Consider the following 26809-nt stretch of genomic DNA (forward strand, 5'->3'; position numbering starts at 1 on the left):
AAACACAAGTCATTCTAACACAAACGTTATTGGGGGTTTACTCTTGGTTTGCACTAGATGTCAGCAATATGATGTGGTTCCAATAACCGCAATATTTATCGAACTTTTTTACGACTTGCTAATATATTAACGAATTTGTCATCCTTGTCGCCTGATTCATTTTGTGTTGAGATTCTAATCACAAAAAGATGAGATTTCTTGAAGTTTGTAGTAATCTTAGTCGGCTATAATGAGTCTGCCTAAGTAAGGGCGGCGCCGAGCTTTGTACGTATTTGCATTAGGAACATTGAACATGAAAAAACTGTTAGCAATGACTGCTGTCGCTGCTTTGACTATGTCAGTTAACGCTTCAGCTCAAGATGCTGAGGCTATTTATAATAAGGCATGTACCGTATGCCACAGCATGGGTGTTGCTGGTGCTCCAAAAGTGCACAACGCTGCAGAATGGGAACCACGCTTAGCTAAGGGTGTTGACGCTCTAGTGAAGAGTGTGAAAACTGGTCTGAATGCTATGCCACCAGGCGGTATGTGTACTGATTGTACTGATGATGATTACAAAGCTGCTATCAAATTTATGTCTACAGCTAAGTAATTTTTCAGATATAAAAAAACCGGCGAAAGCCGGTTTTTTTATATCTGCAATTAACTGCGATTTATTGCACTTGAGTATCAAGTACTAGGTTCGCTGTATCGCCTACGGCGACTTTACTGATCTTGCCTTGAATATCACCCGTTTGCGGTTTGATATTACCTTGTTTAGACAGCACAGCAATCACTTCCACATTGGCTGCATCGCTTAACTTCACATCACCACCCATACCGCTGCTGTCATCTAATGTCACTGTAATCGGGAAAGACTTAGCGCTGACTTTGGTTGCAGCTAATGGGACTTTAGGTCCTTCAGTTGCACGGGCAAAGATGAAAATGGTGTCTTCTGGACTGGCTTTAACCGCAAGTTCTGCAGAGATAGATATAGTGACATTGACCGATTTAGCACTCGCTTTGACTTGCTTATGTGCATCATCATTTGGCATGCCAGCGGTTTCCGACTGCATGCGTAAGTTGGCGGTTTCGATTGCATTCATAAGAGCAGCACGATCAACGTCGGCACGACCGCTATCTAAAATCGTTTGCCAAGAGGTGATGGCTTTCTTGTAGTCAGCAGTAAAGAAAGCATCCATACCCACGAGCAGTAGCGTTGAAGGATCTTGTGCATCCATTGCTAAAGACTCATTGATAAGAGCTTGGATTTGCGGTGTCATTTGTTGACCCGCTTTGTAATACATCGCCGTTGCTTTTGGACCGAGCAATTCTGCATGCTTTCCGACTAATTCGATTACTTTATCGAAAGCCGCAATCGCTTTATCGTATTGGTTTGCCGATACATAAGCATGACCTAAGCTGAACCACAGTTGGCTGTTTTCTGGCTCGGCTTTAACTTGAGCTTCCATCATCTGCACGCGTTGCATCATGATTTGAGCCGTATCCATTCCCGCATGTGGATTTGCAGGTTGTTGAGCACTATCAATATTCTCGAAGGCACCTAAGTGTTGATAGAGATAGCCTGAGATGACAATCAAACAAACTGACATGATCGACGGCCACAGAATCGTCTTTGGCTTTATTTGGTTGACCAGTGAATCGTCGTTCGCTTGTTTGATGTCTTGGAGTAGACTGATTTCCAGTTCTTTCTTCAATGCATCAAATTCGGCTTGATCGAGTAGCTCTTCACTTAATTCTTTTTCAAGAACGCCTAAGCGCTCATTGAACAATTCAAGGTTCGTTTGTTTACGAACTCCAGCTTCTTCCGTTTTCAGCAATTTTTGCTGTCTGAAGTGCGGGATCCAAATCAGCATCAGGCCGACTAACATAACAAGCGCAATAAAAATCCAAAATGTCGTCATTGTTTCTATATTCACTTTAGTTTGCAGAAAGCGGAGTAACCGCTAGGCTTGGAAGCAAGATTATACGTAAAGATTGTTCATTGAACAGTAATATAAGGTAATCCCAGTGCTGAAAGCTTATAGTTGGGCACTGGTTCACAAATTGATTCTTCTTGTAAATTTTGTATGAAACTTAAGTGTCATTTGTCGGTCACATGCAGAACTGAGCCTCTTCCGTGACTTTCATCGACCTCTAAAATTGAGAATGAGACAAGTAACCCAGTTTTGTACGAAAGAGGCAGACAGGAACAATAGCAAATACTAAAATGAGCAAAATTTCGTGCATTTGCGTGAATAGCATGTTGTGCGTTGAGATAGAGTCTTTCTAAATCAACATATTATTGAAGACTGAGGAAAACCCATGATCCCAGAACTTGGACACTTTGCGTTGATAATAGGGGTGGCTTTTGCCTTCTTATTAATCAGCGTCCCCCTAATAGGTGTTGCCAGAAAAGACCAATACCTTGTTAGGTACGCTTGGCCATTAACGTACGGAATGTTCTTTTTTATTACCTTATCTGTTGTCGTGCTGGCTTATAGTTTTGCCGTCGATGATTTCTCGGTCGCCTATGTGGCACATCATTCAAATTCTCAGTTACCTATCTTCTTTAAGATCTCGGCCGTATGGGGCGGTCATGAAGGGTCACTGTTATTTTGGGTGTTTGCTTTATCAACTTGGGCGGCTGCGGTTGCCTTGTTTAGCAAAGGTTTAGAAGAAGTGTTTACTGCCCGTGTGCTGGCAGTATTGGCTCTTATTGTGATTGGCTTTAGTTTGTTTATGCTACTCACATCTAGCCCATTTGAACGTTTATTCCCGATCCCTGCCGAAGGTCGTGACTTAAATCCAATGCTTCAGGACGTGGGATTAATCTTCCATCCTCCTATGTTGTACTTGGGTTATGTGGGCTTCTCTGTAAGCTTTGCATTTGCGATTGCTGCGCTGATGAGCGGTCGTCTCGATTCTGCATGGGCTCGTTGGACTCGTCCATGGACATTAGCTGCTTGGACCTTCCTTACGGGCGGTATCGCACTAGGATCTTGGTGGGCTTATTATGAATTAGGCTGGGGCGGTTGGTGGTTCTGGGATCCTGTTGAGAACGCCTCTTTTATGCCTTGGTTAGTGGGTACTGCGCTTGTTCACTCTTTGATTGTGACTGAGAAACGCGGCGCCTTCCGTAACTGGACTGTATTACTGTCTATTTTTGCTTTCTCTTTAAGTTTGCTTGGTACCTTTATTGTTCGCTCAGGTGTATTAACCTCAGTGCATTCATTCGCAGCCGATCCAAGCCGCGGTATGTTCATCCTGTTGTTACTTGGTTTAGCGGTTGGCGGTTCATTAACACTGTTTGCTTTACGTGCCAGTGAAATGAGTAGTCCTGCCCGTTTCGAGCTCAAGTCTAAAGAAACAATGCTCTTAGTATGTAACGTGCTACTGACGGTTGCCGCAGGTACGGTACTATTGGGTACATTATATCCATTGCTCATCGACGCGCTTGGTATGGGTAAAATCTCTGTTGGACCCCCATACTTTAATGCGGTGTTCGTGCCTATCGTATTAGTGCTATTTGGCTTTATGGGTATTGGTCCAATTATTCGCTGGAAAAAATCGAAAGCGGGCGAGCTTAAGCGTCAGCTATTGATCCCAGCAATGATTGCTGCTGCTATCGGTATTGTGACGCCATTTATCGTCGATGGTGTATTCAATATTTGGGTTACCTTTGGTATTGCTGCCGCAGCTTGGATTATTCTGGCTACCGCAAGAGCGGCCTATAACATGGTCAAGTCGAAAGAAGGTGATATCAGCATCAGCCGCATGGGCCGTAGTCAGCTTGGTATGATCTTCGCGCATCTCGGTATTGCCGTTTCTGTGATTGGTGCCACTATGGTGTCAAATTACTCGATTGAGAAAAGCGTTCGTATGGGACCTGGTGTAAGCCAAGAGCTCGCCGGTTATACTTTTAAGTATCTCGAGACCAAAAACGTAGTGGGTCCTAACTACACTGCACAGCAGGGACAGATAGAGATCTACAAGGGCGATGAGCTACTGACATTACTAAAACCCGATCGTCGTCAATATAATGTGCGAACTATGGATATGACAGAAGCAGGTATTGACTGGGGTCTATTCCGTGACTTGTACGTAACTATGGGTGACCCTATTACCAGCACTGAATTTGCGGTTCGTTTAAACTATAAGCCGTTCGTGCGTTGGTTATGGTTTGGGGCAATTTTCATGATGATAGGTGGATTCTTCGCAGCATCGGATAAACGTTACCGTGCGAAAGTCACTGCAGCCGTCGCGCCTTTGGCCGAAAAGGCAAAATTGGCAACGGCTCAATAATTGGGGAATGTATGAAGAAGTTGGTTCTGTTTATCCCATTGGTCATATTTCTCGCCATGGGGGTGTTTCTATATAAAGGGTTATTTCTGAATCCGCAGCAATTGGATTCAGCACTGGAAGGGAAGCCTATTCCGGCTTTCCAACTGGAACGCCTAGAAACACCGGCTGAGATCATAACGAATGAGCAATTAAAAGGTAAGGTATCATTACTTAACGTATGGGCGACGTGGTGTCCATCTTGTAAATATGAGCATCCTTTCTTAGTGATGCTAAAACGTAAAAATCTTCTGCCAATTTACGGGATCAACTATCGTGATGAGCGTGTTCCTGCGTTAGAAGAGTTAAAACGTCAGGGCGATCCCTACAACGTTAATATCTATGATAAAGATGGGCGTTTAGGATTAGATCTTGGCGTTTATGGTGCACCAGAGAGTTTTATTGTTGATCATAACGGTATTATCCGTTTCCGTTATGCAGGTCCAATAGACCAACGCGTATGGAGTGAAACCCTTTACCCTATGATCCAACAATTACAAGCTGAAGCAGCGAAGGATGGCGCAGCATGAGAACGCTGATAAAAATCATAGGTGGTCTAGTGCTGATGTTCAGCATGACGACCGCCGTCATGGCAACACCAGTTGATACTTACGAATTCAAGTCACCTGAAAATCAAAAGCGTGGTTTGTCTTTGGCCCATGAACTACGTTGTCCACAGTGTCAAAACCAAAATTTGATCGACTCCAATTCACCCGTTGCTCGAGATCTGCGTCTTGAGGTATTCAAGATGGTTGACGAAGGAAAAGGGGATGATGAGATCATCGAGTTTATGACTAGTCGTTACGGTGAGTTTGTTCTCTATAAACCTAAGATGGAAACCAAGACCTACATTCTCTGGTTAGGTCCTATTGGTTTATTACTTCTGGGTCTAGTGATTGGATTCATCTTCATTCGTAAGCAACGTATTGGCGGTAATGTGCCGAACGAAATTAGCGCAGAAGATCAGCGCGAGTTAGATACCTTGCTAAAGCGCAATACAAAATGAAGCATAAAGTCATAACGGCATTCATGTTGTCATCCATTCTTTCGGTATTTGTTGCTGGGGTCGCGCATGCGTACCCTGGTATGCAGCAAACGGCTAAACCGATGGAATCAACGGTTGATTTGATCAATGTACTGCCAAAGACTTTTCCTATTGAGCCTGTTGCCTTTAATGATGTCGATGGTAAAGCTATCGACTTTAGCCAATTTAAAGGCAAGATCATTATGGTTAACATGTGGGCGACTTGGTGTCCGCCATGTGTCAGAGAGTTGCCTGCAATCGAAAGGTTAGCAACTAAGTTCAAGACTGAAGATTTTGTCGTGCTGCCTATATCTATTGATGCAGAAGGTAAGCAGCAGGTTCAGCCGTTCTTAAGTTCATTGGGTATGGAGAATTTCAACTCTTACTACGATCAACCACAAAGTCTTGGGAACGTTTTTCCGCTCGACACGATTCCTGCGACCTTTATTCTTGATCAACAGGGCCAATTAATTGCCTTTGTTCGATCCTATGTTGATTGGGATGACGTAAAAGCCGTCTCGCTAATCCAAGGTTTTATCGATAAAGGCAGCAAAAAGCCCAATTAATGGGCACTTTGCATGTAAAATAATCGCCGTTGTTTAAAAGATCGCCATGCGATCTTTTTTCATTTAAAAAGCCCTTGCACAAAAAGTTTCACTGCCTATAATGTCCATCCACTGACACGGCAGACAGCGTTAAGCCGCCTGGTGTAACAGTTCATTGATGAGTTTACTGATTGATGAGTGTTGAGAAAGTTTGCAAAACTCCTTGACGCGAAACGGGAAATGCGTGGAATACGCAGCCCTAGCCAACTGGAAGCGTTAGACGCTCAGTGTGGTACTCAAGTTCTCTTACGAATATTGAGTTGCTCTTTAACAAGATAAAACAAGAAATCTGTGTGGACACTCACAGGTGTTGAGTTAATCGAAACTGCTTAGCCTTCGGGTTGGCAGTCAAAAATTTAAATCAATGTTTTCAAGTCATTCTCCTCAACGAGAAGCGTGATTGAGTGTTCATAGTAATATGTACATACATACAGTAATGTATGAATTGAAACGCAATGCTTCTTAGTGAGCAAAGCGAATCAAAACAGTAGAATTCATTGAGCCGTTTGACGTCAGTCAAACAAAAAACTTTAATTGAAGAGTTTGATCATGGCTCAGATTGAACGCTGGCGGCAGGCCTAACACATGCAAGTCGAGCGGCAGCGGGAAGATAGCTTGCTATCTTTGCCGGCGAGCGGCGGACGGGTGAGTAATGCCTAGGGATCTGCCCAGTCGAGGGGGATAACAGTTGGAAACGACTGCTAATACCGCATACGCCCTACGGGGGAAAGGAGGGGACCTTCGGGCCTTCCGCGATTGGATGAACCTAGGTGGGATTAGCTAGTTGGTGAGGTAATGGCTCACCAAGGCGACGATCCCTAGCTGTTCTGAGAGGATGATCAGCCACACTGGGACTGAGACACGGCCCAGACTCCTACGGGAGGCAGCAGTGGGGAATATTGCACAATGGGGGAAACCCTGATGCAGCCATGCCGCGTGTGTGAAGAAGGCCTTCGGGTTGTAAAGCACTTTCAGTAGGGAGGAAAGGGTGTAACTTAATACGTTATATCTGTGACGTTACCTACAGAAGAAGGACCGGCTAACTCCGTGCCAGCAGCCGCGGTAATACGGAGGGTCCGAGCGTTAATCGGAATTACTGGGCGTAAAGCGTGCGCAGGCGGTTTGTTAAGCGAGATGTGAAAGCCCTGGGCTCAACCTAGGAATAGCATTTCGAACTGGCGAACTAGAGTCTTGTAGAGGGGGGTAGAATTCCAGGTGTAGCGGTGAAATGCGTAGAGATCTGGAGGAATACCGGTGGCGAAGGCGGCCCCCTGGACAAAGACTGACGCTCATGCACGAAAGCGTGGGGAGCAAACAGGATTAGATACCCTGGTAGTCCACGCCGTAAACGATGTCTACTCGGAGTTTGGTGTCTTGAACACTGGGCTCTCAAGCTAACGCATTAAGTAGACCGCCTGGGGAGTACGGCCGCAAGGTTAAAACTCAAATGAATTGACGGGGGCCCGCACAAGCGGTGGAGCATGTGGTTTAATTCGATGCAACGCGAAGAACCTTACCTACTCTTGACATCCACGGAATTCGCTAGAGATAGCTTAGTGCCTTCGGGAACCGTGAGACAGGTGCTGCATGGCTGTCGTCAGCTCGTGTTGTGAAATGTTGGGTTAAGTCCCGCAACGAGCGCAACCCCTATCCTTATTTGCCAGCACGTAATGGTGGGAACTCTAGGGAGACTGCCGGTGATAAACCGGAGGAAGGTGGGGACGACGTCAAGTCATCATGGCCCTTACGAGTAGGGCTACACACGTGCTACAATGGCGAGTACAGAGGGTTGCAAAGCCGCGAGGTGGAGCTAATCTCACAAAGCTCGTCGTAGTCCGGATTGGAGTCTGCAACTCGACTCCATGAAGTCGGAATCGCTAGTAATCGTGGATCAGAATGCCACGGTGAATACGTTCCCGGGCCTTGTACACACCGCCCGTCACACCATGGGAGTGGGCTGCAAAAGAAGTGGGTAGCTTAACCTTCGGGGGGGCGCTCACCACTTTGTGGTTCATGACTGGGGTGAAGTCGTAACAAGGTAGCCCTAGGGGAACCTGGGGCTGGATCACCTCCTTACCTATACGACTAACTTAATGTTTGTTGAGTGTTCACACAGATTGCTTGTTTAGCTTCTCTCAGGAGAAGTCAGAGCGAAACATCCCTCTTGCAGGTAGATGTTGTTCTTTAACAATTTGGAAAGCTGATAGTATTTAATTACATGAGTCTGTCATGTGATTAATTACAAAACGTTTAATGCGAAAGCATTGAACATGAGTTCTCAAACACTTTATTAAGTGTCTTGAATATTCAATAGTAAATTATTCTTTGCTGAATAGTTTACGTCTAAGGCGCGTCCACTTCTTTGGTCAGAAGTGAGACAAGTAAAACCAAGCTGGTCGCAATGCGACTCAGGTGAGTGAAACTCATTTGGGTTGTATGGTTAAGCGACTAAGCGTATACGGTGGATGCCTTGGCAGTCAGAGGCGATGAAGGACGTAGTAACTTGCGAAAAGCGTTGGCGAGCTAGTAACAAGCATTTGAGCTAACGATGTCCGAATGGGGGAACCCAGCAGCATAAGCTGTTATCGCAACATGAATACATAGTGTTGCGAGGCGAACGAGGGGAACTGAAACATCTAAGTACCCTTAGGAAAAGAAATCAACCGAGATTCCCCTAGTAGCGGCGAGCGAACGGGGATTAGCCCTTAAGTCAGTGGGGTGTTAGTGGAATGCGTTGGAAAGCGCAGCGGCACAGGGTGATAGCCCCGTACATGAAAACTAACCATTGATGAAAACGAGTAAGGCGGGACACGTGACATCCTGTTTGAATATGGGGGGACCATCCTCCAAGGCTAAATACTCCTGACTGACCGATAGTGAACCAGTACCGTGAGGGAAAGGCGAAAAGAACCCCTGTGAGGGGAGTGAAATAGAACCTGAAACCGTATACGTACAAGCAGTGGGAGCGGTTCTTGAGACCGTGACTGCGTACCTTTTGTATAATGGGTCAGCGACTTACATTTTGTAGCGAGGTTAAGCGAATAGCGGAGCCGTAGGGAAACCGAGTGTTAACTGCGCGTTTAGTTGCAAGGTGTAGACCCGAAACCCGGTGATCTAGCCATGGGCAGGTTGAAGGTTGAGTAACATCAACTGGAGGACCGAACCGACTAATGTTGAAAAATTAGCGGATGACTTGTGGCTGGGGGTGAAAGGCCAATCAAACCGGGAGATATCTGGTTCTCCTCGAAAGCTATTTAGGTAGCGCCTCGAGCGAATACCATTGGGGGTAGAGCACTGTTAAGGCTAGGGGGTCATCCCGACTTACCAACCCTTTGCAAACTCCGAATACCAATGAGTACTACTCGGGAGACAGACGGCGGGTGCTAACGTCCGTCGTCAAAAGGGAAACAACCCAGACCGTCAGCTAAGGTCCCAAAGTACTAGCTAAGTGGGAAACGATGTGGGAAGGCTTAGACAGCTAGGATGTTGGCTTAGAAGCAGCCATCATTTAAAGAAAGCGTAATAGCTCACTAGTCGAGTCGGCCTGCGCGGAAGATGTAACGGGGCTAAGCTAGTCACCGAAGCTACGGGTGCACAGTTTACTGTGCGCGGTAGAGGAGCGTTCTGTAAGCCGTTGAAGGTGAAGGGGTAACCCACGCTGGAGGTATCAGAAGTGCGAATGCTGACATGAGTAACGATAAAGGGGGTGAAAAACCCCCTCGCCGAAAGACCAAGGGTTCCTGTCCAACGTTAATCGGGGCAGGGTGAGTCGACCCCTAAGGTGAGGCCGAAAGGCGTAATCGATGGGAAACAGATTAATATTTCTGTACTTCCGCTAACTGCGATGGAGAGACGGAGAAGGCTAGGCTAGCGCGGCGTTGGTAGTCCGCGTTTAAGGTGGTAGGTGGTGTTCTTAGGCAAATCCGGGGACACGTACTTTAATGTACACACTGAGAGCTGATGACGAGGTCCTAAGGGACTGAAGTAGTTGATGCCATGCTTCCAGGAAAATCTTCTAAGCTTCAGGTTAGTGGGAATCGTACCCCAAACCGACACAGGTGGTCGGGTAGAGAATACCAAGGCGCTTGAGAGAACTCGGCTGAAGGAACTAGGCAAAATGGTACCGTAACTTCGGGAGAAGGTACGCTCCTGTTGGTGATGAGACTTGCTCTCTAAGCTGACGGGAGTCGCAGATACCAGGTGGCTGCAACTGTTTATCAAAAACACAGCACTGTGCAAACTCGCAAGAGGAAGTATACGGTGTGACGCCTGCCCGGTGCCGGAAGGTTAATTGATTGGGTTATCGCAAGAGAAGCTCATGATCGAAGCCCCGGTAAACGGCGGCCGTAACTATAACGGTCCTAAGGTAGCGAAATTCCTTGTCGGGTAAGTTCCGACCTGCACGAATGGCGTAATGATGGCCACGCTGTCTCCAGCCGAGACTCAGTGAAGTTGAAATTGCGGTGAAGATGCCGTATACCCGCGGCTAGACGGAAAGACCCCGTGAACCTTTACTATAGCTTGGCACTGAACATTGAACCTACATGTGTAGGATAGGTGGGAGACTTTGAAGTTGTGACGCTAGTCATGATGGAGTCGTCCTTGAAATACCACCCTTGTAGTTTTGATGTTCTAACCTAGGTCCCTTATCGGGATTAGGGACAGTGCCTGGTGGGTAGTTTGACTGGGGCGGTCTCCTCCCAAAGAGTAACGGAGGAGCACGAAGGTTGGCTAAGTACGGTCGGACATCGTACGGTTAGTGCAATGGCATAAGCCAGCTTAACTGCGAGACATACACGTCGAGCAGGTACGAAAGTAGGTCATAGTGATCCGGTGGTTCTGAATGGAAGGGCCATCGCTCAACGGATAAAAGGTACTCCGGGGATAACAGGCTGATACCGCCCAAGAGTTCATATCGACGGCGGTGTTTGGCACCTCGATGTCGGCTCATCACATCCTGGGGCTGAAGTCGGTCCCAAGGGTATGGCTGTTCGCCATTTAAAGTGGTACGCGAGCTGGGTTCAGAACGTCGTGAGACAGTTCGGTCCCTATCTGCCGTGGGCGTTGGATGATTGAAGGGAGCTGCTCCTAGTACGAGAGGACCGGAGTGGACGAACCGCTGGTGTTCGGGTTGTCATGCCAATGGCATTGCCCGGTAGCTACGTTCGGAATCGATAACCGCTGAAAGCATCTAAGCGGGAAGCGAGCCCTAAGATGAGTCATCCCTAGGAATTTAATTCCTCTAAAGAGCCGTTCGAGACTAGGACGTTGATAGGCATGGTGTGTAAGCGTTGTGAGGCGTTGAGCTAACATGTACTAATGACTCGAGAGGCTTAACCATACAACCCAGATGGGTTTTACAAAGAAGCCTTAGACAGAATACAGATACTTGATAAAGTTTGAACTCAAACAAAGAAAATCAGCTTTCCGAATTATTATTAACGTGAGCCAGAGATGGACACGGTAATAAACAGAATTTGCTTGGTGACAATAGCCTTGTGGAACCACCTGATCCCATCCCGAACTCAGAAGTGAAACGCAAACGCGCCGATGGTAGTGTGGGGTCTCCCCATGTGAGAGTAGGTCATCGCCAAGCGCCTAATTTAGGTTAACGTGTAGACGTTAAGCTAAAGGAGCGGTAGTTCAGTTGGTTAGAATACCGGCCTGTCACGCCGGGGGTCGCGGGTTCGAGTCCCGTCCGCTCCGCCAACATTAAGAGATAAGCCTCATCGAAAGATGAGGCTTTTTTCGTTATGACGTTGCTGATATTTTCGTGTCAGTGACGCTAATGCTTCGGGCTCGAAGCATGTGGTTATCGTCATAGCCGGCCATCCCAATTCCTACGAGTGTACGTTATTGTTATTCGGATCAGTCCGAGATAATTTTAATCTCTTAGCTTGTAGCTGACGCTCTATCCCTACAGGTAACGTCTATCTTTTTCTTGTCCTAATTGACTTAATATCGTTTATATTGAAGTATTTATTATTAAGCAGATACTTAAATTCCAAGAATGATTGAAATTGAGTAATTTGCCCCAAGATCGTCTTAAGTGCTGCAGTTTTGTAGCGTCCATCAATGAGGTCCATGCCATGCTTTATGATTTAACGGTTGTACAATTTAGCAAGATGCTGAAAAATTTAAGCGTTATTCTTGAAAAAGGCGAATGCTTCGCAAACCTCAAGAAAGTTGATATGTCGGTTCTATTAAACTCACGTTTAGCGCCGGATCAATTCAATCTTATTCGCCAAGTTCAAATTGCCTGCGATACTGCCAAAATTGGCGTAGCACGTTTGACTGATAACTTAGATACAGTACCAAAGCATGATGATAGCGAGACGACGCTGGCTGAGTTGCAAGCGCGTATTAGCTCGGTTTTGGATTATTTAGCGACGTTTAAAGCGGATGATTTTGCTAATGCGGCCACGATCCATGTCTCACAACCACGATGGGAAGGAAAATATCTTACAGGTTATGAGTTTGCCATTGAGCATGCTATTCCGAACATTTACTTCCATGTAACAACAGCATACGCGATTTTGCGCCACAACGGTGTTGAAATTGGCAAGAAAGATTACCTCGGCGCTATGCCATATAAGTCGTAAATCTAGGCTAGATGTAGTACTGTTGCGTAGCCTAATTGTTGCGCAGCAGCGCTTTGCCGCTCGAGCTTACCAACCTTTCTGCATTACTACCTGTTCTTTCTCTACCTATGTTATGCCGCTTTGTCGCCGGAAAATTTAGGACTCGTTAGGGTTCTGTTGCGTCGATGAAGTCAATCAATACTCAGTTTTTCATTTCGACCTTATGTCTCGATCGTCTTCATCCTATCAGCATGTATTTAATCTTGTTGGCTTAGGTGAATGATATGGACCGTAAGTTTATGAGTCGCCAAATTATCTGTTACTTAAATAGTGAATGGCGAATTGACTCATTATAGATGACCTGTTTTTTCGTCTAGAGCAGGGATTTACTGGAAGAGCCTATTTAAGGTTCTAATTAAAGGAGTTAGCTATGTCTATCGAATCTCAAGCCGTCGAGAGTCCTACGGATGCAACGACAACTGATTTACCGATGAAGAGCAAGAAAGCCAAAAAAGCCGCCATTACCAGTGGTTTGCGCCTCAAAGACAAGTTGACCCAAGATACTCGCCGCCGAATTGAAATTCTGCACGAGCAACGCCAACTATCCAATCGTTTCGGTGTGGATATTGAAATTGACTAAAGCCATTGGCTTGTCGCTAAGTATTGGATATCACATTTAGATATTTAGCCCGCATGTACAGCTTCACGACGTCCGTCGTGGAGCTTGCTCTCTTAACTTAGCAACTTTGCTGACTCAATTCATACTCCATAATCGTGACCATCTCGCCTTTATAATCTTCATGTGAAATCATTGACCAACCCAGCGCTCGATAAAAATCGGCTTTATCTGCAGTAAATAAATAGATTTTCTGTAAACGAATCGCTCTAGCATGCTCAATGACGGCATTGACTAGCAACTTACCTAATCCTTTATTTCGATGGTTTACATTCACATACACATTGGCGAGCCAAGGACTTAAGTCGGTTCGGCTGTCCATATCGGCGGCGATTAATGACGATGATCCCATTACTTGATTTGCCTGTTCGCAGATAAACATCTTAGGAATAGCTGCGTCAGTTAAATAATCGTGCATTTCCTCAATCAGCGTGGTGACTGATGTATCCGCAGAACTCAAATGTGCCCATGCTTGATGATGCCACTCCGCCAATTGTGGAATGTGTTGCGGGGCAGATTTTAGGTCGATAACTTTCATATAAATCTCTGGACTTGTGTTATGCAAAGGGCTTAATGGTGCGACATAGTGGCACGAATAATTAAGTCCGTTCGCTGGTCTGAATGATTTGGCGGCAGGATTAATTAAGCACGGTTTGGCTGAGTATACCGCTTAACTCGGGAGCGGCAGAAATATGCTGGCTTTAAGTCCGCCTTGTTTCGCATGGCTAAAACCGAGTTCGCCTTGATAACTGTCGACGATATCTTTGCAGATAGATAATCCTAAACCATGGCCCTGGATGCTTTCATCTAGCCGAATGCCGCGCTCAATGATAACGGACAGCGCGGCATCGGAGACGCCTTCGCCATCATCGCTGACTATGATCCCATAACCTGCGGTGGGAGCCGTTTGATGCACTATACGGATCTCAATGTTCTTGCGGCTATGCTTGCAGGCATTATCCAGCAAGTTGCCTAAGAGTTCGAGTAAGTCATCCCGATCAAACGGCATCACTAAGCCGCTCGCGTAATGGCTATGAATAATGCGGTCTGGGTAAATACGCTGCATTACTTTGATTAGCGGCGCAAGATCGTCATCGAGCACGGTATAACGCCCTGGAGTGGACAGGCCGACAATCTTAGTGCGCTTAAGCTCTCTCTCGATGATGTGGTGCAGGTTTGCGAGCACCTTGCTGCCCTCACTCCGCTGTTCTGGTGGAAGGCTTTCTAGGTAGGACTGTAGCCCTTGTAACGGACGTTTCATTTCGTGGGCTAAGTTACCCAAGGCATTACGGGAGCGTTGTACTCGCTGGCCCAATTGATTGACTAAACGATCTATCTCTTCGATCAGTGGGACTATCTCGCTTGGCACTTGGTCAGGATTGATTTCTTGCCCTTGGGTGCGCATTTGCCGTATAGCTTCTGGCATCTGCTCTAAGGGTTTAAAGCCGCGTTTCAGTAGCTGATACTGCGCCATTAATAGAATAACAATCGTGAGCAACACGGCTGCGCTGGCAAAGGCTAAAAATTGCACTTGGGTTTGTTCGAGCCCGCTGATGTCTTCTGTCACCCACAAAGTAACTAATTGGTCATCTTTGATAACGGCCTGACTGAACATCAGCCAATGTTCTTTGCCGATAAACTCAGTGGCTTGGTGTTGCTCACCAGCGGTCAGTTTTGGCATGTTCACGTTATGGTCGAATAGGGAGCGTGAGCGCAGAGTTTGCTCGCCGATTTGAATCGCAAAATAATGCCCAGAATTAACCCTGTGGTACACATTGGGTAAACGGTCGGTGGTGAGCGCCCATGTGCCATCGGGATTATGATTCAGGGCTGAGATCAGGCTGTCGGCATCGTGTTGTAGACGCGAAGCGACAAAGTCTTGGGTTAATATTTGGATGCCTTGGTATAGAAAATATAATAACAGCACCATGGCAAAGGTGAGCGTGATCAGCAGATTGCGCGTCAGATAACCCTTGAGAGAATACACGCCTTTACTCCTTGAGTCGATAACCTTGGCCGCGGCGGGTTTCGATATAATCCTTGCCTAAGCGCTGGCGCAGGCGGTTGACGTACACTTCGATGACATTGCTGTCTTTGATTTGATCTTCTTCGTAAATGCGTTCACTGAGCTCTGACTTAGAGACGATCTTGCTGGGATTGACCATTAAATAATGCAGTAGGCGATATTCAATCTTAGTCAGCTCTATTACTTCACCGTCGACATTGGTGACGGCTTGTTTGTCGACATCGAGGGAGACGCCTGCATGCTGCAACACATTGTCGGCGCGGCCAAAGTGGCGGCGGATCAACACTTCGAGCCTTGCGAGTAGTTCTTCGATGTGAAAAGGCTTGCCGAGGTAATCATCGGCACCCGCCTTGAGGCCATCGACTCGCTCGTGCCAAGCATCGCGGGCGGTGAGGATCAGCACTGGCATGGCTAAGCCTTTTTGTCGCCATTGGCCGAGGACGTGTAAACCGGGTTTGCCGGGTAAACCGAGATCGAGGATCACGGCTTCGAAGTTTTCTTCTTCGCCTAAAAAGGCGCCATCAATACCGTTATCGGCGTGCTCGACAGTATAACCCGCCTTGTTAAGGGCGGGAATGAGGCGCGCGACCAGATCGGTATCATCTTCAATCAATAGCAAGCGCATCAGTCGACCTTTTCCTTTAGCCACTCGCCGGTTTTGGCGTCAATCTTGATTTCATACACTATGCCATCGTCACGAAGGATTTCGAGCTCGTAGATGATCCTTCCATGTTTTTGCTCGACTTCGAGATCGAGCAACCGTCCCTTTAGCCGTGATTCATAGCGTTGCATTATGGTGTCGAAGGGCAAAACTTTGCCCTCCTTAACCCACTCGACCACCTTGCTGGAAAGGTCATCGTCGTGGGCATTGCAGCTGGGGCTGCTAATCATCCCAACGGCCAAAGCCAGGAATATTAACGGTATCTTCATCGAATATGCCCTTTTCTGCGAGGTTGTGACAATTGCTGCATTGACTGAATGAGCCGACTTTGGGGTTATCTTGCACCATACGTCTTGGGATCTCATCGTGTTTGCGAATAAAAAATGCCTGTTCTGTGATCTTCTGCGGCCCAGAACCTACGAGCAGCGGCGTGCTGTTTTTCATCACCTTACCATTTTGCGCTGCATGTTGAACCAGATATTCCTCAATTCTGGCAGTGGCTTGAGGCTCTACGCTGGCGTTGTCACCAAAGTGATTCTCAAGATTTTCGGTAATGGCGCGCCACTTGTCGGCGGGGAGTAAGTTTGCGGGATAAGCCATGTGGCAGCTACCACATTCCGCCGTGTATTCCGCATTCTGTGGAATGGCGCGGCTGAGCTCGCGGCCATCGTCCGCATAGCCTGTGCCAGTTAAGGTTAGGCTGATGCCGATAACGCCAATGGCTAATGCCGCGGCTGTGAGTGATGAGCCGAGGAGCCAGCTAATAGGGTGTGCTTGTTGAGTCATGACATCTTCCTTTTTGTGCCGTTACCTTCTGTGGAAGGTATTGAAATTAATTGATCTAATTAAATGAGTTATAAGGTCGACATTTGGCGGTTATTGCAGGCTTAACCAGAGTAAGGCATCGCCTTTTTCCTGCGGCGTGCAGTCGCGTTTAAAAGTCCAGTTACAGTTACGGCTAAACCATTTCTCAATCTTGGCTGAGTCGGTTAACCGATCTGCGGTAATCGACGGCGCCATAGGGTCAATGGGTTTACGGGTATTTTGGTGCATGCCCATGTCGGTGACTTTGGCGGTATGGCAACTGGCGCAGCTGCGACCGTCCATGTCCTGTAGCCAAAGCTTTTGTCCTGCGGCGGCGCTAAAGGGTCCTGCGCCTTGGGCTTGATAGCGTTGCAGTTGAGTGCCGATGCGCTCGGCGCTAAGTGGCAGGCTTTGCACTTTACTGTTGACGGCGCTAACGCCAAGGCTAGTCAGCAGCAAGGTGGAAATTGCGACGATAGCAAGGCGACTTTTATTCGTGTGTCTGGTTAATCTGTTCATAGGGCATTCCTTTTGGGCTGGATATCTTATTGTTAAGCAAAATGGCTAATGGATTAATCTTTTTGTTCCACAGGGCGTTGTTTCTTGCCCGTGACCATGGCTCTGACTAAGTTTTCTTTGTGTAACAGGCTGCTGACGATGACGCCGCCAACATGGATGACCACAAGGAACACGGTGAAGTTGGCAAAGAATTCATGGACTTCTTTTATGGCGCCTTCAGGCCAAGTGGCGAAAAAGCTCGTGGCTAATGGGCCGTGCCCGTCGGAAGCGTACAGCGCCATACCCGAGAATCCCGTGATGGCTATGCTGGCAATCAAGGCCACTATCATCATTGCCCCAGCGGGGTTATGGCCTATGTAGTCTTTGGCTTTGCCCGTGATGAGCCCTTTGAGGTACACCAGCACTTCTTTAGGGCGAGTGATAAAGTTGCTAAAGCGCGCATTGTGGGTACCCATCACGCCCCACAGCAGGCGAAACACCAGTAAAATTAAGATGCTATAACCTGCGTAACTGTGGATGGTCATCCACTCGTCTTCGCCTTCAGTGAGGTAGGCTAAGGCAAAAAAGCCGACGAGTGACCAATGGAATATGCGGATCAACAGGTCCCAGACTTTGATGGTTTGCAGTGTGTTTGATGACATGGTGTGACGCTCCTAAGTGGGTTTAGGTGTAGGCTACTTAACCCAAACTTAAACCTCGCTTAAATTTTGAGTCGCGAACATTTATCTAATTGATGGGGGTGAGTGGTGCGCTTGCTCGGGTGGCGAGTGTTAAATGTCAACTCAAGTGTCCTTGTTAACCTATTGGTATTAAGGTAAATTCTGCCATCTCAACCGAGTGAAGGGATTAACTTATTTATGTCTACCGCCGTTATTCGCGCTTTTATCAGCCGTAATCCGAGTCGTAAATCCTTTTGTATTTATGCCGTTTTATTATTTTTGACTGAAGTCTTAATTGCTTTGTATGCACCTGCGGGTTTTATCCGTGGTTTTATGGGCGATGTATTGGTGGTGATCTTACTGTTTTGCATGGTGCGGGCTGTCGTTCCGGTTGCTAGCCCAGTAGAACAGCCCCTAGCACAAAACACAGGCGAGGGTATTAAACGCTTATTTCAAACTCCTTGGCTGGCGTTGGCGGTATTGCTGTTTGCCTTTGCCATCGAGTTTGGCCAATATTGGGGCTTAGTCGATAAGCTGGGCTTGGGCGGAAATCGATTGGCGCGGATAGTGATAGGTAGCCATTTTGATCCACTCGATCTCGTGGCGTATTTTGTTGGCTATTTGATCTTACTGGGCTGTTATTGGAAAAGCCGTCAGTCCTAGTGTTTTAATCCGCAAGAGCCGCGTGACGTGTGTTTTCGCGGATAAGTAGGCGAGATAGGTAGGCGAGATAAGTGGGGTAAGGGATGCAGCCGATAACGGGGTTTTCACTGCTAACAGAGCATGCCGATGGGTTTGAGCCTAACCCACTGAAAATGCCTCTGTATTTCAATGGCCAACCTACTCATACCTTTATTGCTGGCTTAGTGATTGAAGGCCAATATCGCTGCGTTTTATCCAATAAAACCTTGGGGTATTTGGTCATCACTTCTTTCGATTGTCCCTTCGAAGAATCGACCGAGTTTAGTCTGCTTGATGAAGGGTTTAAGATCATTGCGACAACCTCTTTGGCGCAAATGTACGATTCTTTTCTGCTTTATGCCCATTGGCCCATGGCGGATAACCGACTGAGGTTGCACTATTACGGTCAGTTTGTGCTGGATTTAGTGATGACAACGGGCAGTTCTTGGTTACCTTTTCAGCCAAAACTTAAACTGGTTGAAGTTGTCGATCCCCAAAGCGATCCACAAACAGCCTCCTCTCTTGCTGAATTAGCTCAGCGTTTAGCGCGGATTGATAATATAAACTGAGTGAGGTTTGAATTAAATTCAGTTAAAAAAGAAAGGGCTATTCGCCCTTTCATGTTTATCATTTGTATCTATTACTCATGCGGAAAGTTTTATAAGCTTGCTTGCAAAGACGTTTAAAAACCTAATAAAAGCTTCCTCACATCAGCTTGTTTGAGCCCCAAAAAACTTAGAAGAAACCTAAAGGATTAACATCGTAACTCACCAAGAGATTCTTGGTATTTTGATAGTGGTTGAGCATCATCTTATGGGTTTCGCGGCCGATGCCGGATTTTTTGTAACCACCAAAGGCGGCATGGGCAGGATAGGCATGGTAACAGTTAATCCAAACGCGGCCCGCTTGAATGCCACGTCCCATACGTTGAGCCGTGTTCATATCACGCGTCCACACACCAGCACCTAGGCCGTACTCAGTATCGTTCGCGATCGCTAAGGCTTCGGCTTCATCTTTAAAAGTGGTGACCGAAATGACGGGGCCGAAGATCTCCTCTTGGAAGATACGCATCTTATTGTGGCCTTTCATAATCGTCGGGCTGATGTAATAGCCTTCGCTTTGTCCGCCATCGAGTTGGCAAAGTGTGCCGCCCAGTAGCACTTCTGCACCTTCAGCCTTACCTATGGCTAAGTAGCTTAAGATTTTATCGAACTGTTCTTTAGAGGCTTGAGCGCCAACTTGAGTGTCGGTATCTAAGGGATCGCCTTGCTTAATGGTTTGCGCACGGGCGAGCACTTTCTCGATAAAGCGATCGAAAATCGATTCTTGGACTAGCACCCGAGATGGGCAGGTACAGACTTCACCTTGGTTAAAGAAGGCCAACAACATACCTTCGACGGCTTTATTTAAATATTCGTCCTCATGGTCCATCACATCGGCAAAAAACACGTTAGGCGACTTACCGCCAAGCTCAACGGTCGATGGAATTAAGGATTCGGCGGCGCATTTTAAAATGTGATAGCCAATTTCGGTGGAGCCCGTAAAGGCCAATTTAGCGATGCGTTTGCTGGTGGCCAAAGCTTGTCCTGCTTCGGCGCCAAAGCCGTTGACTACGTTAAGAATACCCGCGGGTAATAGGTCTTCAATCAGTTCGAGCAAGACCAGAATCGATACCGGCGTCTGCTCCGCAGGTTTGAGTACCACACAGTTACCCGCCGCCAGCGCAGGGGCGATTTTCCATGCCGCCATTAAGAGCGGAAAGTTCCAAGGAATGATCTGGCCGACCACGCCTAAAGGCTCTGGGAAGTGATAACTGACTGTGTTGCCATCGATATCGGCGGCGCTGCCTTCCTGTGCGCGGATACAACCTGCAAAGTAGCGGAAGTGGTCGACGAATAAGGGCAAGTCGGCATTTAAGGTTTCACGCACCGCTTTACCGTTTTCCCAGGTTTCGGCAACGGCTAAGTATTCGAGATTTTGCTCGACGCGATCGGCAATGCGCAGTAACAGGTTTGAGCGCTCGGTGATTGAGGTTTTACCCCAAGCGTCTTTGGCTGCGTGGGCAGCATCTAATGCTAATTCAATATCTTGAGCGTCGGAGCGTGGGATTTGGCAAAAATTTTGGCCATTCACGGGTGAGCGATTGTCGAAGTATTTGCCATTGACTGGGGCGACCCATTTTCCGCCGATAAAGTTGGCGTATTTTTCTTTGAAGTTAACGATTGCGCCTGCGGTTCCGGGTTGAGCATAAATCATAGAATCATTCCTTCTTGTGGATGGCATGCTGGGCGTTGGCGATTTTTACGCTCTTGGCTTCAGCAAGGGAGTCTTGTTGATGCATCTCTGCTGGATGCCTTTTTAAATATTTTTCGTTTTGCTTTAAGCCAATCCTATTGATTGGCTTAGTGTTCTCTTATGCAACACCTTAGGCTTGCATACCAAGTGAGCATCGCAAGGAGAGTGCCAAACTGGCAGGAGTTGTACACTTGTTGTGCTAACAGTATGATGAAAAGCTAATTTTGCAGATTTGAATAAGTATGGGCACTCAGGGAGAGAAGTGTGTCCTGTGGTTACTTTGTCATTGAGTGGCACACAGCAATTGTGCCGAAACGGAACACAGCTCGGGGGGCACGGCTATGACAGTTAAACCGCATTTACCATTGACACAGGCGTGGTTGGCCGATTCGTGGCAGCGCAGCATTGGCGCTGGCTTGTCAGAATTTCAGTTACCCCAGGAACTCAGGCTCGATGCTAGTGAACTAAAGCAGAAACATGAGCAATATCAAATGCTCATCGCATTAGTGCAATCCCATGCCTTGCCTTTGTTCAATCAGTTGATGGCGCATTCTAATAGCCGACTCTTGCTCTCCGATGCCGAGGGTTATGTACTTAGGCATTGGGGCGTGAGCCATTACTCCACAAAACTGGCGGATGTGGCTCTGGATATTGGGGTGAATTGGCTTGAGCAGCATAAGGGCACTAATGCGATAGGGACGGCGCTTACGGCCAAACAAGCGGTATCCGTGGTGGGTGAGCAGCATTTTATTCGCCAGAACCGTTTTATGAGTTGCACTGCTTGCCCGATATTTTCCCCCCAAGGTGAGATGCTCGGGGTGATTGATATCACCAGCGAGCAGCAAAGGCACACCCAGCAGACGCTGATGTTAGTGTCCAGTTTGGCGCAACAGGTCGAGACCGCGCTTTTGTGCCATCTGCCCGATAGTCATTATCGAATCGATTTAGCTGCGCAGCCAAACCTGTTGAATTCGGGTTGGCAGGGTATAGTGATTGCCGATAGCGATGGTCGCATTGTGGGGTGCAATCCCATGGCGAAACAATTGCTTAATCATGCTAAGGTGGGCGATACCGTCGAGCAGTACTTAGGCGATAATTGGAGCCGTGCGGGTGGTTTTAATCAGCATTTAGCCTTGCATCTACAGACTCAATCCTTAAATATTCCCAGCGCTAAGGGTCGAGTTGCGATTAGCAATAAATCGCTCAATCAATTGGGGGTGCGGTTTCGCGATCCTCAACTTGAGCGCGCATGGCAACATGCCAATAAGGTGATCACCAAGCAAATTCCGCTGTTAGTGCTTGGTGAAACTGGCGTCGGTAAAGAGCAGTTTGTTAAAAAACTCCACGCCCAAAGTGCGCGTCGCACCGGGCCCTTAGTGACAGTGAACTGCGCCGCATTGCCCGCTGAATTAGTCGAATCTGAACTTTTTGGTTATCAGGCTGGCGCTTTTACTGGGGCAAACCGCACTGGATTTATCGGTAAAATTCGCCAAGCCCACGGCGGCTTTTTGTTTTTAGATGAGATTGGTGAAATGCCGCTGGCGGCCCAGAGTCGTTTACTCAGAGTATTGCAAGAGCGCGAAGTGGTACCCGTTGGCAGTAATCAAAGCTTTAAAGTCGATATCCAAATCATTGCCGCAACCCATATGGATTTAGAACAACAGGTGACTCAAGGGCTGTTTCGGCAGGATTTATTCTATCGATTGAATGGTCTGCAAGTACGTTTACCTGCGCTGCGTGAGCGGCAGGATATCGAGCGTATTATCCATAAATTGCATCGTAAACATCGTATCGCCGCGCAGGATATCTGCCCAGAACTGTTAGGGCAAATGATGCAATACGACTGGCCGGGGAATTTGCGTGAGCTGGATAACCTCATGCAAGTCGCTTGCTTGATGGCTGAAGGCGATGACACTTTAACTTGGCAGCATTTACCTGATTATCTGGCGGCCAAACTCACATGCGAGCCGTTAAAAGTAGGCCTGTTACAAGCAGCCCCCTTATTTGAAGAATTTAAGGAGGTAAGCCGTCAACATTCAGCATCACAGCTGCAAAGTGGTAAGTTCGCTGTGGAGCCGAATGTCACAAAGGTTCAATCGGATTCCCTAAATGAGGCGATTTATAGCAATGTGCTGCAGGCATTTCAGGCCTGTAATGGCAATGTGAGCCAATGCGCTAAGCGTTTAGGGATCAGCCGTAATGCCTTGTACCGGCGATTAAAACAGATGGGGCTTAAGGATTAATGCTAGCTTACGGCTCTTGTTGTGAAGCTCAATCAATCGCTAAATATCTCTTAATCACCCCACGTTTATCCACTTCGCAATAGACTAAAACCGAGAGGTTTTAGTCCACAATCTCTAGCTTCAGTATCTGACAATGTGACTTTTTGTTGTTGCCAATTTATGTCTAATAGGTTTTATTGATTCGTATAATCGATAAAGATCGTTTCTTCTAATTACAAATTCAGAACTATACTGCGGGCAGGCAGAAAAGAGCTTGGCGTTATGCATAGAAGAGGAACTGTTATGCATCTTACTAAAAGCCTTTTAATTATTTCTATGGGTCTGACATTGAATGTACAGGCTCAAACTTTACCAACAAATACCCTGACACGTGACAATGGTGCACCTGTGGGTGATAACCAAAACTCGACCACAGCGGGCAGTAATGGCAGCGTGTTATTGCAAGATGTGCAGCTTATCCAGAAGCTACAACGCTTTGCCCGTGAACGTATTCCTGAGCGTGTCGTCCACGCCAGAGGCACAGGTGTGCATGGTGAATTTGTATCGAGTGGCGATTTTAGTAACCTAACCCAAGCGGCACCCTTTGCACAAAAAGGTAAAGTGACGCCCGTATTTGTGCGCTTTTCTACCGTGATCCACTCGAAAGGTTCGCCAGAAACGCTGCGTGATCCCCGAGGGTTTGCGACCAAATTTTATACGGACCAAGGTAACTGGGACTTAGTAGGTAATAACTTACCCGTATTCTTCATTCGCGATGCGATCAAGTTTCCTGACATGGTGCATTCACTCAAACCATCGCCAGTGACCAATATGCAAGATCCGAATCGTTTCTTCGATTTTTTCAGTCACGAAGCGGGTTCAACTCATATGTTGACTCAGGTTTACAGTAACTTAGGTGTACCTGCCAGTTATCGTGAAATGGACGGTTTCGGTGTGCATGCGTACAAATTTGTGAATCGAGATAACCAAGTTAAATACGTGAAATTTAACTGGAAGAGTCTGCAAGGTGTTAAAGGCTTACGTCCCGATGAAGTGGTTAAAGTCCAAGGACAAAACTTTAACCATTTAACCGATGATCTTTATAGTGAGATCAACAAGGGTAACTATCCTAAGTGGGATCTGTACGTTCAATTACTCGACCCGACTGAGCTTAATAAGTTTGATTACAACCCGTTAGACGCCACTAAGGTGTGGCTAGATGTGCCAGAACAAAAAGTGGGCACTATGACGCTGAACCGCATGCCTGCAAACTTCTTCCAAGAGACTGAGCAAGCGGCATTTGCGCCATCGAATTTGATCCCTGGGATTGAGCCTTCGGAAGACAGATTACTGCAAGGCCGCATGTTCTCCTACGCCGATACTCAGCTGTATCGACTCGGCGCGAATTTGTCGCAATTGCCGATTAATAAACCCTTAGTGGCGGTGGCAAACCACAACCAAGAAGGTGCGGGCAATATGGGGCATACCCAGTCCGATGTGAACTATCAACCGAGCGTACATTTAGCCTTGGCCGAAGATAATCGTTATCGTGCGGTAACAACTGCGCTGACGGGGACTGTGCAACAAACGGCTATTAGCAAGCAGGATAACTTTAGCCAAGCGGGCGTCTTTTATCGCAGCTTGAGCAAGCAAGATAGAGCAGATCTGATCACTAACTTGGCCGGTGACTTAGGCAAAGTGAACGATACCAATGTGAAACATCAGATGCTCAGTCACTTTTATCGTGCAGACCCTGAGTTTGGTGAGCGTTTAACCAAGGCCGTAAAGGGTGATCTGGCCGAGGTTAAACAGCGTTCAATCTGATGTCGTTATTTTTAGGACTGTTTTGGTCGCAGAGATTTGCGCGTTAACTGTCCGAATCCAGTAAGTCCCGCAAGACGTAAACAAGCTCTTTTCTGCCCAGTTTAAGAGAGCGTCTTGCGGGCATTTCGTCACGTCTCATTGTTTAAATCTCTATTTTAGCTGTGCTGGGAGCCATTGATGAAACACACTATTGCTATCTTATTATTGATTATTGTGGCCCTGAGTATGTCGGTGGCAATGGGGGCGGGTTCGCTTCAAGCGCCATTGGTTACACCCGCAACTGTCAGTCAAACGGACGAGCCCGATACCGCACAAGTACAATTGCTGGTGGACTACTTTTTTGCTGCAGCGCGTACCGGCGATATCACAGTGCTTGAGCATTTTCTCGATGCGGGCTTCCCTATTGACCAGAGAAATAGTCAAACCTATACCGCGCTAATGGTGGCGGCCTATAACGGCCAAGAGGCTGCAACGGATTTATTGCTTGAGCATGGTGCTAATGCTTGTTTGCAAGATAAGCGTGGTAATACGGCAATGATGGGCGCAGTGATTAAGGCCGAATTCACTATCGTAAAGCGGCTATACGCGAAAGAATGCGATGCGAACCTAACGAATAATGCCGGAATGACCTTGACTGAGTTTGCCCGCTACTGGGGTCAAAGCGGCGCTTTACAGCAGGCGAGTTTAAAGCAATAAAGACGCTAGATCTTGCCATCTCTTGCGCTCGATCACTCTGGGTCATTATCTTTAATCTGTTTAGATCTCAGCATTTACTATTAGCAATAAGTCTGCTTGTTAATGATGTCTATGCCTTTTATGGTAACTTTTTGAATATCGTTTAATACGGTTTGGCCTTCGGAGAGCGATTTATGTTTGATGCCTTACTACTGACGCAAGAAGATAAACGTACGTTTGCTCAGGTTTCACAGATCACAGAAGCTGATTTACCAGAAGGGGAAGTCTTGGTTGATGTCGCCTATTCCTCGCTGAATTATAAAGATGGTTTAGCTGTGACCGGTGCGGGCAAAATCATTCGCCAGTTTCCTATGGTACCAGGCATCGATTTTGCGGGCGTGGTGCGCGAATCGACTGATGCGAGATACCAAGTTGGCGATCAGGTGATTTTGACGGGCTGGGGCGTAGGCGAAAACCACTGGGGTGGTATGGCGCAAAAAGCGCGAGTTAAAGCCGACTGGCTGGTGCCCATGCCGCAAGGTTGTGATGCCGCTAAATCCATGATGATAGGCACTGCTGGGCTTACGGCGATGTTGTGCGTGCAAGCGCTGCAGCAGGCTGGGGTAACACCGCAAAGTGGGGATATTCTTGTCACAGGTGCCAGTGGTGGTGTGGGTTCTGTGGCGGTGACTTTGCTCGCCAATGCTGGCTATCGTGTGGTTGCCTGCAGTGGTCGGGTTGAACAGAATGCGCCTTTATTGAAGGAGCTTGGTGCTGCAGAAGTGATTGATCGCAGTGAGCTTGAACAAGATGCTAAGCCGCTTGAGGCGCAGCGCTGGGCGGGTGTGGTCGATACCGTTGGCAACAAGATCCTCGCCAAAGCATTAGCGCAAATGCAATACGGTGGTGCAGCCGCTATCTGTGGTTTAGCGGGCGGTTTTGCATTACCAACAACCGTTATGCCGTTTATTTTACGGGGTGTGAGTTTACTGGGAATCGACTCTGTTTCTTGTCCATTTGAGAAACGAAAAGCGGCGTGGGAAGCTGTGATTAAAGCACTACCCGAACATTTTTATCAGCAAGCTTGTCAGCAGATATCATTGGCTGAGGTGCCTGATTTCGCAAATAAAATTATCCAAGGTCAAGTCACAGGACGTGTATTAGTTAAGCTGTAATCCCGTTTCCTACGTTTTAACACGATGGCAACACTGAGGTGTTGCCAATTACGACTAAACCA

At 47.2% G+C, this 26809-nt stretch carries 22 protein-coding genes, 1 tRNA gene and 3 rRNA genes; 17 read left to right on the forward strand and 9 right to left on the reverse strand.

Features of this window, described 5'->3' with window-relative positions; translation table 11 throughout:
• The first annotated feature begins 292 nt into the window (after positions 1-292).
• Complete coding sequence (locus CKQ84_RS09470; RefSeq protein ID WP_105251041.1) at positions 293-592, forward strand: cytochrome c5 family protein; 300 nt, start codon at positions 293-295, stop codon at positions 590-592.
• A 61-nt stretch (positions 593-653) separates the two neighbouring features.
• Here the strand turns inward: CKQ84_RS09470 and ccmI are convergent, their stop codons facing one another.
• Positions 654-1904, reverse strand: coding sequence for a c-type cytochrome biogenesis protein CcmI (gene ccmI / locus CKQ84_RS09475; RefSeq protein ID WP_105251042.1), 1251 nt, complete (start codon positions 1902-1904; stop codon positions 654-656).
• A 400-nt stretch (positions 1905-2304) separates the two neighbouring features.
• On the opposite strand from ccmI, the gene CKQ84_RS09480 reads away from it, so the two are divergent.
• From CKQ84_RS09480 to CKQ84_RS09525, 10 genes are all read left to right on the forward strand, one after another.
• Positions 2305-4284 (forward strand): heme lyase CcmF/NrfE family subunit, encoded by a 1980-nt coding sequence (locus tag CKQ84_RS09480; protein WP_105251043.1) that lies wholly within the window; start codon positions 2305-2307, stop codon positions 4282-4284.
• 11 nt (positions 4285-4295) lie between these two features.
• Positions 4296-4850 carry a DsbE family thiol:disulfide interchange protein gene (locus tag CKQ84_RS09485; RefSeq protein WP_105251044.1) on the forward strand — a complete coding sequence of 185 codons (555 nt, stop codon included), beginning with the start codon at positions 4296-4298 and terminating at the stop codon, positions 4848-4850.
• On the forward strand, positions 4847-5326 hold the full coding sequence (nrfF, locus tag CKQ84_RS09490; protein WP_105251045.1) for a heme lyase NrfEFG subunit NrfF: 480 nt from the start codon (positions 4847-4849) through the stop codon (positions 5324-5326). The genes CKQ84_RS09485 and nrfF overlap by 4 nt, the downstream gene beginning before the upstream one ends.
• Entirely contained in the window at positions 5323-5910 is a 588-nt protein-coding gene (locus CKQ84_RS09495; protein ID WP_105251046.1) for a TlpA disulfide reductase family protein, read from the forward strand. Before nrfF ends, CKQ84_RS09495 begins: the two co-directional genes overlap by 4 nt.
• Positions 5911-6480: 570 nt before the next feature.
• Positions 6481-8025 (forward strand): 16S ribosomal RNA (locus CKQ84_RS09500).
• 362 nt (positions 8026-8387) lie between these two features.
• Positions 8388-11290: ribosomal RNA gene (locus CKQ84_RS09505) — 23S ribosomal RNA — on the forward strand.
• A 139-nt stretch (positions 11291-11429) separates the two neighbouring features.
• Positions 11430-11545, forward strand: a 5S ribosomal RNA gene (rrf, locus tag CKQ84_RS09510).
• Together the 16S, 23S and 5S rRNA genes with 1 tRNA gene alongside form the textbook arrangement of a ribosomal RNA operon.
• Before the next feature lie 36 nt (positions 11546-11581).
• Positions 11582-11658, forward strand: a tRNA-Asp gene (locus CKQ84_RS09515).
• Between the two features lie 380 nt (positions 11659-12038).
• Positions 12039-12551 carry a DUF1993 family protein gene (locus CKQ84_RS09520; protein WP_105251047.1) on the forward strand — a complete coding sequence of 171 codons (513 nt, stop codon included), beginning with the start codon at positions 12039-12041 and terminating at the stop codon, positions 12549-12551.
• 409 nt (positions 12552-12960) lie between these two features.
• Entirely contained in the window at positions 12961-13170 is a 210-nt protein-coding gene (locus CKQ84_RS09525; protein ID WP_105251048.1) for a hypothetical protein, read from the forward strand.
• 97 nt (positions 13171-13267) lie between these two features.
• Here the strand turns inward: CKQ84_RS09525 and CKQ84_RS09530 are convergent, their stop codons facing one another.
• The 7 genes from CKQ84_RS09530 to CKQ84_RS09560 form a co-directional block, all read right to left on the reverse strand.
• A complete protein-coding gene (locus tag CKQ84_RS09530) occupies positions 13268-13744 on the reverse strand; it encodes a GNAT family N-acetyltransferase (RefSeq protein WP_105251049.1) in 477 nt (158 codons plus the stop codon).
• 132 nt (positions 13745-13876) lie between these two features.
• Positions 13877-15193 carry a sensor histidine kinase gene (locus CKQ84_RS09535; protein ID WP_105251050.1) on the reverse strand — a complete coding sequence of 439 codons (1317 nt, stop codon included), beginning with the start codon at positions 15191-15193 and terminating at the stop codon, positions 13877-13879.
• 4 nt (positions 15194-15197) lie between these two features.
• Positions 15198-15857: a winged helix-turn-helix domain-containing protein gene (locus CKQ84_RS09540; RefSeq protein ID WP_012586486.1), complete on the reverse strand. Its 660-nt coding sequence runs from the start codon at positions 15855-15857 to the stop codon at positions 15198-15200.
• A complete protein-coding gene (locus CKQ84_RS09545; protein ID WP_105251051.1) occupies positions 15857-16123 on the reverse strand; it encodes a PepSY domain-containing protein in 267 nt (88 codons plus the stop codon). The genes CKQ84_RS09540 and CKQ84_RS09545 overlap by 1 nt, the downstream gene beginning before the upstream one ends.
• Complete coding sequence (locus CKQ84_RS09550) at positions 16116-16679, reverse strand: diheme cytochrome c (RefSeq protein WP_105251052.1); 564 nt, start codon at positions 16677-16679, stop codon at positions 16116-16118. The genes CKQ84_RS09545 and CKQ84_RS09550 overlap by 8 nt, the downstream gene beginning before the upstream one ends.
• A gap of 90 nt (positions 16680-16769) precedes the next feature.
• Entirely contained in the window at positions 16770-17216 is a 447-nt protein-coding gene (locus CKQ84_RS09555) for a DUF1924 domain-containing protein (protein ID WP_105251053.1), read from the reverse strand.
• 53 nt (positions 17217-17269) lie between these two features.
• A complete protein-coding gene (locus CKQ84_RS09560; RefSeq protein ID WP_105251054.1) occupies positions 17270-17857 on the reverse strand; it encodes a cytochrome b/b6 domain-containing protein in 588 nt (195 codons plus the stop codon).
• A 216-nt stretch (positions 17858-18073) separates the two neighbouring features.
• On the opposite strand from CKQ84_RS09560, the gene CKQ84_RS09565 reads away from it, so the two are divergent.
• Together CKQ84_RS09565 and CKQ84_RS09570 are read left to right on the forward strand one after the other, a co-directional pair.
• Positions 18074-18538, forward strand: a complete 465-nt coding sequence (locus CKQ84_RS09565; RefSeq protein WP_105251055.1) for a DUF2809 domain-containing protein — start codon at positions 18074-18076, stop codon at positions 18536-18538.
• 83 nt (positions 18539-18621) lie between these two features.
• Positions 18622-19125 carry a hypothetical protein gene (locus CKQ84_RS09570; RefSeq protein WP_105251056.1) on the forward strand — a complete coding sequence of 168 codons (504 nt, stop codon included), beginning with the start codon at positions 18622-18624 and terminating at the stop codon, positions 19123-19125.
• 166 nt (positions 19126-19291) lie between these two features.
• Here CKQ84_RS09570 and CKQ84_RS09575 read toward each other — a convergent pair whose 3' ends face one another.
• Positions 19292-20812 (reverse strand): aldehyde dehydrogenase family protein, encoded by a 1521-nt coding sequence (locus CKQ84_RS09575; protein WP_105251057.1) that lies wholly within the window; start codon positions 20810-20812, stop codon positions 19292-19294.
• A gap of 380 nt (positions 20813-21192) precedes the next feature.
• Here CKQ84_RS09575 and CKQ84_RS09580 point away from each other — a divergent pair, with 380 nt between their 5' ends.
• The 4 genes from CKQ84_RS09580 to CKQ84_RS09595 all read left to right on the forward strand — a co-directional run bounded on the left by CKQ84_RS09580 (position 21193) and on the right by CKQ84_RS09595 (position 26747).
• Positions 21193-23094, forward strand: a complete 1902-nt coding sequence (locus tag CKQ84_RS09580) for a sigma-54-dependent Fis family transcriptional regulator (RefSeq protein WP_105253043.1) — start codon at positions 21193-21195, stop codon at positions 23092-23094.
• Between the two features lie 282 nt (positions 23095-23376).
• Entirely contained in the window at positions 23377-24897 is a 1521-nt protein-coding gene (locus CKQ84_RS09585; protein WP_105251058.1) for a catalase, read from the forward strand.
• 177 nt (positions 24898-25074) lie between these two features.
• Positions 25075-25593 carry an ankyrin repeat domain-containing protein gene (locus tag CKQ84_RS09590; protein ID WP_105251059.1) on the forward strand — a complete coding sequence of 173 codons (519 nt, stop codon included), beginning with the start codon at positions 25075-25077 and terminating at the stop codon, positions 25591-25593.
• 173 nt (positions 25594-25766) lie between these two features.
• Positions 25767-26747 carry an MDR family oxidoreductase gene (locus tag CKQ84_RS09595; RefSeq protein WP_105251060.1) on the forward strand — a complete coding sequence of 327 codons (981 nt, stop codon included), beginning with the start codon at positions 25767-25769 and terminating at the stop codon, positions 26745-26747.
• Positions 26748-26809 lie beyond the last annotated feature (62 nt).

The sequence above is a fragment of the Shewanella sp. WE21 genome, assembly GCF_002966515.1.
GTDB lineage: Bacteria > Pseudomonadota > Gammaproteobacteria > Enterobacterales > Shewanellaceae > Shewanella > Shewanella oncorhynchi.

Coding starts and splice junctions, on each gene's coding strand:
- nrfF (WP_105251045.1), top strand. CDS start 4,847: ATGAGAACGCTGATAAAAATCATAGGTGGTCTAGTGCTGATGTTCAGC.
- CKQ84_RS09590 (WP_105251059.1), top strand. CDS start 25,075: ATGAAACACACTATTGCTATCTTATTATTGATTATTGTGGCCCTGAGT.
- CKQ84_RS09570 (WP_105251056.1), top strand. CDS start 18,622: ATGCAGCCGATAACGGGGTTTTCACTGCTAACAGAGCATGCCGATGGG.
- CKQ84_RS09580 (WP_105253043.1), top strand. CDS start 21,193: ATGACAGTTAAACCGCATTTACCATTGACACAGGCGTGGTTGGCCGAT.
- CKQ84_RS09485 (WP_105251044.1), top strand. CDS start 4,296: ATGAAGAAGTTGGTTCTGTTTATCCCATTGGTCATATTTCTCGCCATG.
- CKQ84_RS09520 (WP_105251047.1), top strand. CDS start 12,039: ATGCTTTATGATTTAACGGTTGTACAATTTAGCAAGATGCTGAAAAAT.
- CKQ84_RS09585 (WP_105251058.1), top strand. CDS start 23,377: ATGCATCTTACTAAAAGCCTTTTAATTATTTCTATGGGTCTGACATTG.
- CKQ84_RS09540 (WP_012586486.1), bottom strand. CDS start 15,857: ATGCGCTTGCTATTGATTGAAGATGATACCGATCTGGTCGCGCGCCTC.
- CKQ84_RS09470 (WP_105251041.1), top strand. CDS start 293: ATGAAAAAACTGTTAGCAATGACTGCTGTCGCTGCTTTGACTATGTCA.
- CKQ84_RS09530 (WP_105251049.1), bottom strand. CDS start 13,744: ATGAAAGTTATCGACCTAAAATCTGCCCCGCAACACATTCCACAATTG.
- CKQ84_RS09495 (WP_105251046.1), top strand. CDS start 5,323: ATGAAGCATAAAGTCATAACGGCATTCATGTTGTCATCCATTCTTTCG.
- CKQ84_RS09545 (WP_105251051.1), bottom strand. CDS start 16,123: ATGATTAGCAGCCCCAGCTGCAATGCCCACGACGATGACCTTTCCAGC.
- CKQ84_RS09480 (WP_105251043.1), top strand. CDS start 2,305: ATGATCCCAGAACTTGGACACTTTGCGTTGATAATAGGGGTGGCTTTT.
- ccmI (WP_105251042.1), bottom strand. CDS start 1,904: ATGACGACATTTTGGATTTTTATTGCGCTTGTTATGTTAGTCGGCCTG.
- CKQ84_RS09555 (WP_105251053.1), bottom strand. CDS start 17,216: ATGAACAGATTAACCAGACACACGAATAAAAGTCGCCTTGCTATCGTC.
- CKQ84_RS09595 (WP_105251060.1), top strand. CDS start 25,767: ATGTTTGATGCCTTACTACTGACGCAAGAAGATAAACGTACGTTTGCT.
- CKQ84_RS09565 (WP_105251055.1), top strand. CDS start 18,074: ATGTCTACCGCCGTTATTCGCGCTTTTATCAGCCGTAATCCGAGTCGT.
- CKQ84_RS09575 (WP_105251057.1), bottom strand. CDS start 20,812: ATGATTTATGCTCAACCCGGAACCGCAGGCGCAATCGTTAACTTCAAA.
- CKQ84_RS09525 (WP_105251048.1), top strand. CDS start 12,961: ATGTCTATCGAATCTCAAGCCGTCGAGAGTCCTACGGATGCAACGACA.
- CKQ84_RS09550 (WP_105251052.1), bottom strand. CDS start 16,679: ATGACTCAACAAGCACACCCTATTAGCTGGCTCCTCGGCTCATCACTC.
- CKQ84_RS09560 (WP_105251054.1), bottom strand. CDS start 17,857: ATGTCATCAAACACACTGCAAACCATCAAAGTCTGGGACCTGTTGATC.